General features: G+C 65.5%; 13 protein-coding genes. All 13 read right to left on the bottom strand.

The window, feature by feature from the left end; translation table 11 throughout:
- Positions 1 to 51 precede the first annotated feature (51 nt).
- A complete protein-coding gene (locus DM995_RS04395; RefSeq protein WP_116968626.1) occupies positions 52 to 1059 on the bottom strand; it encodes a M48 family metallopeptidase in 1008 nt (335 codons plus the stop codon).
- Positions 1060 to 1076: 17 nt separating this feature from the next.
- Positions 1077 to 1787 (bottom strand): DsbA family protein, encoded by a 711-nt coding sequence (locus DM995_RS04390; RefSeq protein ID WP_232824057.1) that lies wholly within the window; start codon positions 1785 to 1787, stop codon positions 1077 to 1079.
- Positions 1788 to 1882: 95 nt separating this feature from the next.
- Positions 1883 to 3268 carry a M48 family metalloprotease gene (locus tag DM995_RS04385; RefSeq protein WP_116968624.1) on the bottom strand — a complete coding sequence of 462 codons (1386 nt, stop codon included), beginning with the start codon at positions 3266 to 3268 and terminating at the stop codon, positions 1883 to 1885.
- A gap of 157 nt (positions 3269 to 3425) precedes the next feature.
- Positions 3426 to 4955 carry a methyl-accepting chemotaxis protein gene (locus DM995_RS04380; protein WP_232824054.1) on the bottom strand — a complete coding sequence of 510 codons (1530 nt, stop codon included), beginning with the start codon at positions 4953 to 4955 and terminating at the stop codon, positions 3426 to 3428.
- An 85-nt stretch (positions 4956 to 5040) separates the two neighbouring features.
- Positions 5041 to 5163, bottom strand: coding sequence for a hypothetical protein (locus tag DM995_RS22625; RefSeq protein WP_286164925.1), 123 nt, complete (start codon positions 5161 to 5163; stop codon positions 5041 to 5043).
- Between the two features lie 14 nt (positions 5164 to 5177).
- A complete protein-coding gene (gene hslU / locus DM995_RS04375) occupies positions 5178 to 6479 on the bottom strand; it encodes an ATP-dependent protease ATPase subunit HslU (RefSeq protein ID WP_023837838.1) in 1302 nt (433 codons plus the stop codon).
- 60 nt (positions 6480 to 6539) lie between these two features.
- Positions 6540 to 7619, bottom strand: coding sequence for an FAD-dependent oxidoreductase (locus tag DM995_RS04370; protein WP_232824052.1), 1080 nt, complete (start codon positions 7617 to 7619; stop codon positions 6540 to 6542).
- 49 nt (positions 7620 to 7668) lie between these two features.
- The gene (gene hslV / locus DM995_RS04365) at positions 7669 to 8211 is read right to left on the bottom strand and encodes an ATP-dependent protease subunit HslV (protein ID WP_031318036.1); all 543 of its coding nucleotides are present in this window, start codon (positions 8209 to 8211) and stop codon (positions 7669 to 7671) included.
- Between the two features lie 60 nt (positions 8212 to 8271).
- On the bottom strand, positions 8272 to 8574 hold the full coding sequence (locus DM995_RS04360; protein WP_116968621.1) for a putative quinol monooxygenase: 303 nt from the start codon (positions 8572 to 8574) through the stop codon (positions 8272 to 8274).
- 77 nt (positions 8575 to 8651) lie between these two features.
- Positions 8652 to 9650 carry an NAD-dependent epimerase/dehydratase family protein gene (locus DM995_RS04355; RefSeq protein WP_116968620.1) on the bottom strand — a complete coding sequence of 333 codons (999 nt, stop codon included), beginning with the start codon at positions 9648 to 9650 and terminating at the stop codon, positions 8652 to 8654.
- A gap of 19 nt (positions 9651 to 9669) precedes the next feature.
- Positions 9670 to 10971 carry a UDP-N-acetyl-D-mannosamine dehydrogenase gene (gene wecC, locus DM995_RS04350; RefSeq protein ID WP_116968619.1) on the bottom strand — a complete coding sequence of 434 codons (1302 nt, stop codon included), beginning with the start codon at positions 10969 to 10971 and terminating at the stop codon, positions 9670 to 9672.
- 273 nt (positions 10972 to 11244) lie between these two features.
- On the bottom strand, positions 11245 to 11583 hold the full coding sequence (locus DM995_RS04345) for a hypothetical protein (protein WP_232824050.1): 339 nt from the start codon (positions 11581 to 11583) through the stop codon (positions 11245 to 11247).
- A gap of 24 nt (positions 11584 to 11607) precedes the next feature.
- Positions 11608 to 12327, bottom strand: coding sequence for a glycosyltransferase (locus tag DM995_RS21650; RefSeq protein ID WP_116968617.1), 720 nt, complete (start codon positions 12325 to 12327; stop codon positions 11608 to 11610).
- Positions 12328 to 12421 lie beyond the last annotated feature (94 nt).

Genomic DNA, 12421 nt, shown 5'->3' with positions numbered 1-12421 from the left:
TGACACGACGCGCTTTTTGCGGCGAAACGAGGAACAAGATGGCCGGAGCGGCTATTCCAGCGGTGAGGGGGGGGCTGCCAGCAGCGGCGGATGCCAGCTGCGCCGATCACTCCCCAGGGCTGCCATTCGCGTCATTTCGTCTTCGAACAGCCCGACTCGCTTCTTCCAGCGGTAATGCGTGGGCGCCGAGAAAATGCCCTTGCCGCGCTGCCTGCCATAGCGCGTCCAGAAGCGGACCGCGCCCTGCGGGTCGTAGCCCGCGTTCGCCATCAGCCAGATCGACAGCCGGTCGGCCTCGATCTCGGTCGCGAGCGTCAGCCGCGCATTGCGGCCGAGCTGCTGCATCAGCCCGCGCTGCACACCCGCCTCGTTGAGCCGCCGGCGATGCTCGAGAAGGTTGTGCGACAGTTCGTGGGCGAGGATCGCTGCAAGCTCGTCATCGTCGACCATGAAGGCCAGCATCGGCACGGTGATGCCGACGATGTCGCCGTCCGCCGAAGCGCCGTAGGAACCGCTGGGGCGCAGCTCGAAACGGCTGCGGCAGGCGGGGGTGCCGGTGATGGTGACCGTCATCGGCTTGCCGCCGCGCAGGATGCCGAGCGCCACTGGGCCCTTGTCCAGCGCTGCGCGCAAGCGGGCATCGGCCCAGGCGATCGGGCGATAGGCCGCGACCTGATCGATCGCCGCCAGTTCCTCGGCGGGAGCGACAAGGGGCAAGCCGTCGAGCGAGACGATCGCATCGTCGGTGCGAAGACCGGCGCGCGCGGCAGGACCATCGGCGACCAAGGCGAGCACGGCGTAATCGCTCGCAAAGCCGAAGGTCGCGCGCGCTGCGGCAGCGTCGGGATACTGGCCGATATGGTGCAGCGTCATCCCTGCGGCGTTTTCGGTGTTCCGGCAGAATGGCGCATTCGCGGTTGCGAGCCGGAAACCCACGCTGAGCACGCGTACGTCCGCCGCGCGCAGCTGGGCCAGCGACCATTCGGAGGCCTTGGGCGATCCTGTGGCGGCAGCGGCGGGGCCGCGAGCGCCATCAGCCCCGCCATGGCCCAGGCGCACGCGGCCTTGCGCATGGCCTAGCCGACCGGCTTCTTCACCGAGCGCGCTTCGGCGATTGCCGACTTGAGCTCGTCATAGCCCACCGCCCCATTGAGCACGCGGTTGCCCACGACCCAGCTGGGCGTGCCGCTGAATTCGAGCTGCTGCGCAATGCGGATATTGTCGTCGAGCACCTTCTCGGCCTGCTTGCTGGCAACGAAGCCGCGCGCGGCAGCCATATCGAGCCCGGCGGTCTTGGCCGCCTGTTCGATCGTCGTCTGGCTGGGGCGCCCAGCGGCGAACATCGCCTTGTAGAACGGATAATATTTGCCCTGCTGCGCGGCGGCCAGGCCCCAGGCGGCAGCAACGCGGCTTTCATCCGAAAGGATGGGAAGCTCGTGGAACACGATCTTGAGATTCTTGTCCTCGCCCACCAGCCGCGAGACGTCGGCGACGCTCTGGCGGCAGAATCCGCAGGCGAAGTCCGAATATTCGACCAGCACGACATCGCCGTCGGGATTGCCGGCAAAGGCGCCGGCATAGGGCGTTTCGACATCGCTGCGCACCGAGGCGATGCGCTTGGCCGCCTGCTTGGTGCGCAGCTGCTCGACCGCTTCGGGAATGATCTCGGGATTTTCGAGGATATAGGCGCGCACGATCGCCTCGATCGCGGCCTTGTCCTTGCTGTCGAACCCGGCAGCGGCGGCCGCCTTGTCGGCATCCATCGTGAGAAATGCGGCAGCGGCCATAAAGATCAGTTTCCCTGAACGGGTCTCGCCGGAGGGAGACGATTGCGATGTCATGGCGAACCCTTGGTTGGTGATATGCAGTCGATGGTTGCGGCTTAGCGGCGGCGGCGCTGGCGTTCAACCGCGTCACGGGCGAGGATCGCGATATCCTGCGCGCGGATCCAGTCGGCGCTGCCCTGGGGCAGGCTCGTCATCGCCTGCTCGGCGCTCTGCAGCGCCAGCGGAGCATTGCCCTGCAGCACATAGCGTTCGGCGCTCGCCAGCGCCGCGCGCGCCGTGTCGCCGCGATCGGCATAGACCACGCCGAGCTGATACCAGGCGAAGGGATTGGCTGCATCGCGCGCGACGGCGGCCTTGAGCACGCGCTCGGCTTCGGGCAGATTGGCGGGATCCTCGCTGGCAATCAGCGCATGGCCGTAGACCCCGGCGATCAGCGACTGGGCGTTGGTGCTGGCGACCGCCTTTTGCAGCGGGGCGATCGCCTCTTTCGGTCGGCCCGATTCGAGCAGGATCTGGCCGTAGATCTCGAGGAAATAGGGGTCGTCCGGCGCCTCGGCGAGCAGCGAGCGGACCTCGGCCAGCGCCTTTTCAGGGTAGGCGCTCTTGTGCCAGGCATAGGCGCGGGCGTAGCGCGCGGGCACGCTCCGGTCGCTTTCGGGATAGTCGCGCAGCGTCTCGGTGGGTTCGGCGACATAGCCGACCAGCTTGGCCTTCACCCGCTGGAAACGCGCCTCGAGCGCCGGATCGAGCGGGGTGTCGTACGCGGGGTCGTTCTCGTAGATTTCCTGGAGCAGCGTGATGCGCTCGCCCGAAAGCGGGTGCGAGCGATTGTAGCTGTCCTCCTGCGGAATCGCGAGGCGGAACTCGAGATTCTGCAGCTTCTTGAAAAAGGCGAGCGAGCCCTTGCCGGTCAGGCCCGCCTGCGACAGGTACTTAGCGCCCGCGACGTCCGCCCCCGATTCCTCGCCGCGCGTATGCGCCAGGAACTTGCCCATCGCCGCCTGCTGCCCGGCCCCGATGATGCCGAGCCCGGCTTCCCCCGCGCCTGCCGCCACCGCTGCCAACCCGAGCAGCAGCGACAATATGGTGATGTTGCCGGCCTTGGAGGCATTTTCCGACCGGGTGATCGAATGGCCGAGCGCGATATGGCCCAGTTCGTGCGCGATCACACCCTGGACCTCGTTGGCATTGTCGGCCGCCTCGATCAGCCCGCTATGGATATAGACGTCCTGCGTGCCCGCGACGAAGGCGTTGATGCTGCGGTCGTTGATCACGACGACATTGACGTTCGAGGGCAGCAAGCCCGCTGCCAGAATCAGATCGCGCGACATGTCGGCGAGCAGCGCCTCGGTTTCCGCATCGCGCAGGATCGACTGGGCCGCGGCGGGCTGGATCGCCAGCATCGCCGCCGCGCACAGCGCCAGCACCCGCGCAAGAAGCCGGATGATCGCGGCGGGCTGGGACTGGGAGCTGTGCTGCATGCGCTGCCGTTTTCCATGGCTGGAGGCTCGATCGAAAGCGGGACTGGTGAAGCCCCGCCGATGAACATGCGATGAAACCGCAGGCCCATGACAGCAAGCTTAGCGCGCTAATCGCGGCAAGCCCAGCGGGGCCGCGACAAATGCGGCGACCGGAGCGTCAGGCGGCCTTGAGCTCGGCCAAGAAAGCGCTGCTCGCCCCGCGAAGCGCGCGTGCCTGTTCCTCGAGCTGCGAGGTGACCAGCCGCATGTCGTCCGACACCGATTTCACGCGCTGGGCGTTGCGGCTGACCGCATGCGCGGTTTCCTCCATCGCGTTGGCATCGCTGGCCACTTGCAGGCTGCTGGCGTGGATGTCGCTCGTGGCCTCGCCCTGATCGGCGATCACCCTGGCGATATGCGCCGCGCCCTCCGTCACCAGATCGATCTGGTCGGCGATCGAATCGATGGTCATCTCGGTCAGGTCCATGCGCGCACGAATGCCTTGCACGGTCTCGTCGACCGACTGGATCGCCCCGCGCGTCTGGCCGGAGAGCTGCTTGACCTCGTGCGCGACGACCGAAAAACCTCGCCCGGCCTCGCCGGCGCGCGCGGCTTCGATCGTGGCGTTGAGCGCCAGCAGATTGGTCTGCGAGGCGATCTCGTTGATCAGCGTCGTGATCTCGGACACCTTCTCGGCCTGGGTGGCAAGCGCGCTCACCGCGACGCTGCCGGACATGCTCGCGCTACGTGCAGCAGCGGCGGCCTGATGCTGGGCATCGACGCGCTGGGCGATCGCCTGGGCCGACCGGTTGAGCTGCTCGATCGCGGTGGCGACATGCTGCACCGAAAGCCCGACATTGCTCGCGCGCGCGGTTACCTGCGTGGCGCTGCTGTCGGTTTCCTCGCCAATCGAGTGCAGCGCGGCGGCGCTGGTACCCAGTTGCGCCAGCGCGTCGGTCAGCCTGTCAATGGTCTGGACGACCGAATGCTCAAAGCCTTCGGCCAGCGCTGCCATCGCCTTGCGCTGCGTTGCCAAATGCTCTTCGCGCTGCCTGACCAGGTCAGCCTGGGCGCGCTGGTCGCGTTCTGCGACGGCTGCCGCTTCGCTCTGGCGGAAAGCGAATTCGCGCTCCCGCGCTTGGGCCAGTTCGTCCGACTGCAGCAGATAGGTAGCGAAATTGCTGCACAGGGCGGCGGTGTTCCGCCACATGATAATGGAAAACACCACCGCCAGCGGAAAGAAGAACACGGTGATCCTGTATCCGGTCGCCATGATCGCCGTAAACAGCCCGCCCATCATCGCGCTCAACCAGTACAGGTTGGCGGAGGGCAAGGGCAGGAAGTTGAGCGCACCGATCGCGGCAATGCCCACGCCCACGGGGACGGCCAGTTCGACGAGATGACTGTTCCGCGACAGCATCAGGCCGGCCAGTGCCAGGGCCCAGCCCAGCCCTGACATCAGCGCATTGGCACGGAACTGGAAATGGAGCTTTTCAAGCCGCGAGGAACTGTCCGGACGATCCTCCTGCGCCAGGCGCGCCAAAGGCCCTTGCAGCGGGATCAGGGCCAGGACGCACAGCACGCTGATGGCTGAGCCCGACAGGGTGGCGATCTGCCCCGGCGTTCCCCAGGCGACCCAGTTCAGGACCAGAGCCACGGTGACAACGCAGGGCAGCATGTCGATGCTGCAGCTGCAGATGCGCAGCATATGGTGGACAGTGATGGTCAGTGAGGGGAGTTCGGGATGCGGTATGCCATCGCCGGCACCGAATCCGGGCCTTTCGGCCCGGAATTCAGTCCGGCCCCTGAGCCGGGCCAGTTTGCGCAAGAGTGTCCAGTTCGTCATACACCTCATGTGTCATGACGATGGTTAATTTGGCGCTAAAGCGGCATGCCATCTGCAATTTCAGCGACATGACCCCCGAAAAATCTACAAGACGTATTTGCTGAGATCGGTGTTCTTGGCGATTCCTGTCAGCTGCGATCGTACGTAATCGGCATCTATATTGATCGTCTCCCCGCGATGATCTTCGGCATTGAAGCTGATATCTTCCAGCAACTTCTCCATCACCGTCTGCAGACGGCGGGCTCCGATATTCTCGACCGTCTCGTTGACCGAGGCGGCGATGCGCGCGACCTCGCGCAGCGCGTCCTCGGAAAATTCGAGCTTGAGTTCCTCGGTGCCGAGCAACGCGCTGTATTGCTGCGCCAGATTGGCCTTGGTCTGGGTGAGGATGTGGAAGAAGTCCTCCTCGCTCAGCGCCTTGAGCTCGACGCGGATCGGCAGGCGGCCCTGCAGTTCGGGCAGCATGTCGCTGGGCTTGGCGATGTGGAACGCGCCCGAGGCGATGAACAGCACATGATCGGTCTTCATCGGGCCGTATTTGGTCGCGACGGTGGTGCCCTCGATCAGCGGCAGGAGGTCGCGCTGCACGCCCTCGCGGCTCACCGATCCCCCGCGCACGTCGGACACTGCGATCTTGTCGATCTCGTCGAGAAAGACGATGCCGTTCGCTTCGGCATCGGCCAGCGCCGCGCGCGCGACGTCATCCTGGTCCATCCGCTTTTCGGATTCTTCCTCGATCAGCTTGTCCCAGGCATCGGCGAGCCGCATCTTGCGCGGCTTGGTGCGCTTCTGGCCGAACGCCTTGCCCATCATGTCGGAGAGGTTGATCATGCCGACCTGGCCGCCCATGCCGGGGATTTCCATCGGCATGTTGGGCGCAGCCTCGACCTCGATCTCGACCTCGGTATCGTTCATGTGATTGTCGACGATGCGCTGGCGGAAGCTCTGGCGCGTCGCTTCGCTGGCATTGTCGCCGACCAGCGCATTGAGCAGCCGCTCCATCGCCGCTTCGGACGCCGCCTCGCGCACCTTCTCGCGGCGGCGCTCCTTTTCCAGTCGCACGGCGTCCTCCACGAGATCGCGCGCGATCTGGTCGACATCGCGGCCGACATAACCGACCTCGGTGAACTTGGTCGCCTCGATCTTGATGAACGGCGCATCCGCAAGCTTCGCCAAACGGCGCGAAATCTCGGTCTTGCCGCAGCCCGTGGGGCCGATCATCAGGATGTTTTTCGGCGTCACCTCGTCGCGCAGCTCGGCGGGCAGGCGCTGACGCCGCCAGCGATTGCGCAGCGCCACGGCGACGGCGCGCTTGGCGTCCTTCTGGCCGATGATATGCGCATCGAGCGCGGCAACGATGTTCTTCGGGGTAAGCGTATCGGTCATTCAGTGTCTTCTCTGGAAGGGAGGTTCGCGCTCACAAATTGGGGTGTGGCGCTACCCTCTTCAAGCGCAGCGCCAGCCCGCCATCAGCTGGCGATGCGATTCGACGATGGCGGCAATATCCTGCGGCTGCGGTTCCGCGAGATACTCTCCGCGTTCATAGGTGCCACCGAGCAATATGCCGTCGCCGCGCGGGAACATGTATCCGCCGCCCAGCGCATAGGCATAGCGGATCTCGGGCTGGGGGATCAGCACCGCCAGCTGGCCGCGCACCGGCACCAGTTCGGGATCGCCGAACAGCTTGGCCGCGCCCAGCCCGGTGCAGTTGAACACCAGCTTTTCCGGCAGCGCAGCAATCTCGGCTGGGGTGTTGAAGCTTCGCCGTTCGACCTTGCCGCCCGCCACGCGGATGTCGCGCAGCAGCCGCTCGAGAAAGCGCCCGGTCTCGACATACATGGTCTCGTAGCGGACGACATTATCGGCGGGGGAGGGGGGCTCGTCCGGAGCGAGCCGCACGCGTCCGGGAAAGCGCGGATCGGGCGGAAGCGGCCCGGTCCGCCGCGTCTGGTCATAGGTGGGCAGCCAGCGGATGCCGTAATCGTCGCCGGCCATGATCTGAAATCGCCTGCGGCTGTAATCGGCGGCAATATCGGCCTGGGCCAGGAATTCGGGGGTCGCGACATCGTCGTCGAAATAGCCGGTGGGGAAGATCTGGCCGCCCGCGATGTTCGATGTCGTCTGCGGCGGCAGCGCGGCGGTATAGATGGTGACCGGATAGCCGGCCTCCTGCACCAGCCGCGCGGTGGTCAGCCCCATGATCCCGGCCCCGATCACCGCGACCGGGCCGGAATGACCTGGCAGACCGAGCGAGGCGGCGAGGCGCGAACTGCCCCAGCTCAGGGAAATGCCGCCGCCGCCATGGCCGTAATTGTGCACCAGCCGCGTATCGCCCAGCGCCTCGGCACGCACGACAAAGCCGGACGGGCGGAACGGTCGCAGCCCGGCGACGGTTCGGATCACGCGGTTGGGATCGACCTGAACCTTCGGCAGGCACATCGGCGAGGCGGGGAGCGCGGCTATCGGGCGCGTCGTCGCGCCTGTCGTACAGCCCCCCAGCAACAACGCGGCACCGCCGCCCGTCACCAACCCCCGCCTGTTCGTCTGCCACAGCATGGCTGCGGACCCTAGGGCATCAGGCGCCGGTGTCGAGCGTCTCGATCGTCAGCTGGTCGTTCGTATAGACGCATACGTCGCTGGCGATCTTCATCGCCTTGCGCGCGATCGTCTCAGCATCCTGCTCATATTCCATCAGCGCGCGCGCGGCGGCCAGCGCGAAATTGCCGCCCGATCCGATCGCGGCGACGCCGTCGACGGGTTCGAGCACGTCGCCATTGCCGGTGAGGATCAGCGTCACCTCCTTGTCGGCGACGATCATCATCGCCTCGAGGTTGCGCAAATACTTGTCGGTGCGCCAGTCCTTGGCGAGCTCGACCGCAGCGCGCATCAGCTGGCCCGAATGGCGCTCGAGCTTGGCTTCGAGCCGCTCGAACAGGGTGAAGGCGTCGGCGGTGGCGCCGGCGAACCCGCCGATCACCGATCCGTCGCCCAGCCGGCGCACCTTGCGCGCGTTGGGCTTCATCACCGTCTGGCCCATCGATACCTGGCCATCGCCTGCGATCACCGCCTTGCCGTTCTTGCGGATGCCGACGATGGTGGTTCCATGCCACACGGGCATGCTGCTGCTATCCTTGCTCATGGCGCGCGATATGGTGGAGCGGGGCGGGGGCCGCAAGCCCTACATGATGCGGCGAACTTCGTCGCCGTCATAGAGCCTCACGTCCGATCCCAGTCGCTCGACCTGCGCGAGGCCGGCGCCGAATGCGGCCATGTGCGGCGAGGCGAAATGCGCGTCGAGCGCGGCCTGATCGACCCAGCGTTCGGAAATGCGGATGATGTCGGGGTCGTTCATGTCGCGGGCAAAGGCATAATGCAGGCAGCCCTCTTCCTGACGCGTCGCCTCGACCATCTGCCGTGCCGCTTCGGCGAACTTGTCGATTTCGCCTGGCGCGAACTGCAGCCAACCTTCGATGATGAGCATGGGGTCGAATCTCCTGCGGTGCTGGTGCTACGTCGGGCCCTGGCGCAGGGTTACGGCGCCTGAGCCAGGGCTGCAAGTCAGCTGCGCGTGAAACTACGATACCAGTCGACGAAGCGCGGGATGCCGGTATCGATTCCGGTGGTCGGCGCATAGCCCAGATCCGCGGCGATCGCGCTGATATCGGCATAGGTCTGGTAGACGTCGCCCGGCTGCATCGGCAGCAGGTTGCGGATCGCTGGTCTGCCGCACGCCGCCTCGATCACGTCGATCATCCGCCCGAGCGGCTCGGGCTGGTTGTTGCCGATATTGTACAGCCGGTGCGGCGAGACACTGCCGCCGGGCTTGACCGCGCCGTCATCCGCCGGCGGATGGTCGATCACGGCGAGCACGCCCGCGATGATATCGTCGATATAGGTGAAGTCGCGGCGCATATCGCCATGGTTGTACACGTCGATCGGCTTGCCCTGCAGGATCGCGCTGGTGAACTTCCACAGCGCCATGTCGGGCCGGCCCCAGGGCCCGTAGACGGTGAAGAACCTCAGCCCCGTCATCGGCAGGCGATAGAGATGCGCATAGGTCTCGCTCATCAGCTCATCCGCCTTCTTCGTCGCGGCATAGAGCGAGATGGGATGATCGACCTGGGCATCGACGCTGAACGGTACCACGTCGCTATTGCCATAGACCGACGAGGACGATGCATAGACGAACTGCTCCACCTGCCGGTGGCGCGCAATTTCGAGCAGGTTGAGATGCCCGACCAGGTTCGACTGCACATAGGCGCGCGGATTGTCGATGCTGTATCGCACGCCCGCCTGTGCGCCGAGATGCACGATCCGCGTCAGGTGATAGGGCGACAGTGCGGATTCGAGCGCCTCATGGTCGGCGAAATCGAGCTCGAGAAAATCGAAGCGCCCCGCGTTGATCGTCGCCAGGTCGGCGAGGCGCGCATACTTGAGCGCGGGGTCGTAATAGGGGTTGAGATTGTCGATGCCGACGACATGCTCGCCGCGCTGCATCAGCGCGCGGGTCAGCGCATGGCCGATGAACCCGGCGGCTCCGGTGACGATGATGGTCATGGGGTAAGGGTCTGCCCGATCAGCCGGCGAGACGCAAATGGCCGCTCGGACGCTCGGGCGAGGCGGGTTGGTCGGGCCAGATGCCACGGGTGTCGTAGACGATCTTGCCCGCGCGTTCGGCGAGCGGGATCGATTTGAACACGTCATGGTCGACCAGCACGATGAACAGGTCGCAGCTTTCGATCGCGTCGTCGACGTCGATCAGCCGTGCGCCCAGCCCATCATAAGCGGGCGGCAGGGCCTGGGCATAGGGTTCGACGATGCTGATCCGGTCCCCGAATTTCTGCGCCAGCGCCAGCGCGACCTTGTTCGCCGGGCTCTCGCGGAAGTCGTCGATATTGGCCTTGAACGCCAGGCCCAGGCACGCGACCCGGGCGTTGGGATTGGCCTCGATCAGTGCGCCAGCCTTGCCGAGCACATGATCGACCTTGCCGTCATTGACCCAGCGCGCGGTGCGGATCAGCGGGGTTTCGTCCGGCGCGCCGTGGATGATGAACCAGGGGTCGACGGCGATGCAATGGCCGCCGACGCCGGGGCCGGGCTGGAGGATGTTGACGCGCGGATGCCGGTTGGCGAGGCGGATGACCTCCCAGACGTCAAGCCCCATGCGATCGGCGACGATCGACAGCTCGTTGGCAAAGGCGATGTTGACGTCGCGATAGGCATTCTCGACCAGCTTGGTCATTTCGGCCGAGCGCGCATCGGTGGTGATGCATTCGCCGCGCACGAAGCGGCGATAGAAGGTCAGCGCCTTGCGCGCGCAGCGCGGGGTGATGCCGCCGATCGAGCGATCATTGTTGGTCAGTTCCTCGAGGATGCGGCCGGGCAGCACGCGCTCGGGGCAATAGGCGATGGCAATATCGGGAATGTCGCTGGTCAGGCCCGGCACCTTGAGATCGGGCCGCAGCTTGGCGATCAGGTCGCGCATTTCCTCGGTGGTGCCGACCGGCGAGGTCGATTCGAGGATGATGCAGTCGCCGGGCTTGAGCACGGCGGCGATGCTGCTGGCGGCCTGCAGCACATAGCTGATATCGGGTGCGTGATTGTCGTCGAACGGCGTGGGCACGGCGATGACGAACACATCGGACGGTTCGACCTGGAGCGAGGTACGCAGCATGCCGCGCGCAACCACGCCCTGGACCAGCCCGTCCAGATCGACTTCCTCGATATGGATACGGCCCTCGGCAATGGTGCTGACGACATGCTCGGAGACATCGACACCGAGCACGCGGCAGCCCGAGCGCGCGATGATCGCTGCGGTCGGCAGCCCGATATAGCCCAGGCCCAGAACGCAAACTTCAGGCTTTTTCTCGGACAGCATGCTCAATCCCCGATCGTGGTCGGCCCGTCGGCGCGAGGCCGCGAACCATAGAGCTTCGGTCTAGCCGCGTCCCGGTTAAAAAAGCGGTAAGCAGTGGCTGCGATCACTGCCTCTCATGGGGCGCTGCTCCGAGCCGGCGGCAGAGGGCCGCTGTCCTGATCCCGTCGATCCCGCTGCGGCGCCGGACTTTGCCGGAATCGTGGAGGCGTGGCACAACAAAAAAGGGCGGCCCTTGGGAGCCGCCCTTTTCCGTTTAGCGTGCGCCTGATGAAATCAGGGGCTGTTCGGCTCGTCGTCGTCAGCGATGACGATGATACCGCCGATCACGGCAGCAGCAGCGACGACGCCGATGATGATCCCGGTGCTGCCTTCAGCTTCGCTCTCTTCGCTCGAAGCGGCGGTCACGCGACCGGCTGCCTGGGCAAGGACCGGAGCGCCGACCATGGTGGTCAGAGCGATCGCGGCCACAGTGGCTTTGAACATCTTCATTTTCATATTCCCCATTAGGAGTTTTTCGTTCAGGCATTGGATGGCACAACAAGGTTTATGTTGCAAGTGCGAAATAGGGGGGTCCCCCCATTTCAAATGCGAAAGTCGGTCGTCGCGCGCCATGCACGTATCGCCGCCTGGTGGCGTCTAGCGAATATCGGGATACATGCCTTTCAACCGGCCCCGCATGCCGAACGTCCAGGCCAGTCCAACCTTGAGATAGATGTAATTGGCCTTGAGTGGCCCCCATGCCGCAATGCGGCGGTCGGAAGTAATGACCGGCTTGCGTGTCATTCTGAGCTTGCCGAGTCGCGCGAAGCCGATGCACAGGTCGGCTTCCTCCATGATCGTGGCATCCGCCGGTATGCCGCCGATGCGCAGGTAATCGGCGCGGCGGAAGAACATGGCATGATCGCCGAACAGCAGCCGCACGCCACGCACGAACAGGTGCGGGTGGGTGACGATGGGGTAATAGGTTTTCCACCAGTTGTGCGCGGTGGTGAACCAGCGGGTCTTCTCCCCGCGGATGATCGGGAGGAAGGTGGCGAGCGAAATCCGCGTGTCTGCGAGCACCTGGCGAATGTGCGCGATGGCATCCGCGGGCAACAGGCTGTCGGCGTGCAGGATGCACACCAGATCGCCGCTCGACTGTTCCACGCCGAAATTGATCTGCGGCCCGCGTCCCCGCTCGGGCGAGACTTTGGTGCGCCACCCCGCCGCCTTGGCCAACGCCACCGTATCGTCCTCGCTACCCCCGTCGACGAGCAGGATCTCGTCGGGCGGCGGATCGAGCGCGGCGACATTGGCGATGGTCGCGGGCAGCGCCTTGGCCTCGTTGAGCGCGGGGATCAGCAGCGTCACGCGCATCGGCCAGATGCCTCGAGTTGCGGCCAGCGCGCCAGGTCCTCCGGCCGATCGCAATCGGCGAGCGTCGGCAGCAAGGCCACGCCAAGGCCGAGAG

Source organism: Blastomonas sp. UPD001 (assembly GCF_003426715.1).
Taxonomy (GTDB): domain Bacteria; phylum Pseudomonadota; class Alphaproteobacteria; order Sphingomonadales; family Sphingomonadaceae; genus Blastomonas.
Note: the sequence above shows the minus strand (reverse complement) of the source record. Positions and strands in the feature narration are given on the sequence as shown.

Coding starts and splice junctions, on each gene's coding strand:
- DM995_RS04390 (WP_232824057.1), bottom strand. CDS start 1,787: ATGGCCGCTGCCGCATTTCTCACGATGGATGCCGACAAGGCGGCCGCC.
- DM995_RS04385 (WP_116968624.1), bottom strand. CDS start 3,268: ATGCAGCACAGCTCCCAGTCCCAGCCCGCCGCGATCATCCGGCTTCTT.
- DM995_RS04380 (WP_232824054.1), bottom strand. CDS start 4,955: ATGCTGCGCATCTGCAGCTGCAGCATCGACATGCTGCCCTGCGTTGTC.
- DM995_RS22625 (WP_286164925.1), bottom strand. CDS start 5,163: ATGTCGCTGAAATTGCAGATGGCATGCCGCTTTAGCGCCAAATTAACC.
- hslU (WP_023837838.1), bottom strand. CDS start 6,479: ATGACCGATACGCTTACCCCGAAGAACATCGTTGCCGCGCTCGATGCG.
- hslV (WP_031318036.1), bottom strand. CDS start 8,211: ATGCCCGTGTGGCATGGAACCACCATCGTCGGCATCCGCAAGAACGGC.
- DM995_RS04360 (WP_116968621.1), bottom strand. CDS start 8,574: ATGCTCATCATCGAAGGTTGGCTGCAGTTCGCGCCAGGCGAAATCGAC.
- DM995_RS04355 (WP_116968620.1), bottom strand. CDS start 9,650: ATGACCATCATCGTCACCGGAGCCGCCGGGTTCATCGGCCATGCGCTG.
- wecC (WP_116968619.1), bottom strand. CDS start 10,971: ATGCTGTCCGAGAAAAAGCCTGAAGTTTGCGTTCTGGGCCTGGGCTAT.
- DM995_RS04345 (WP_232824050.1), bottom strand. CDS start 11,583: ATGGCGCGCGACGACCGACTTTCGCATTTGAAATGGGGGGACCCCCCT.
- DM995_RS21650 (WP_116968617.1), bottom strand. CDS start 12,327: ATGCGCGTGACGCTGCTGATCCCCGCGCTCAACGAGGCCAAGGCGCTG.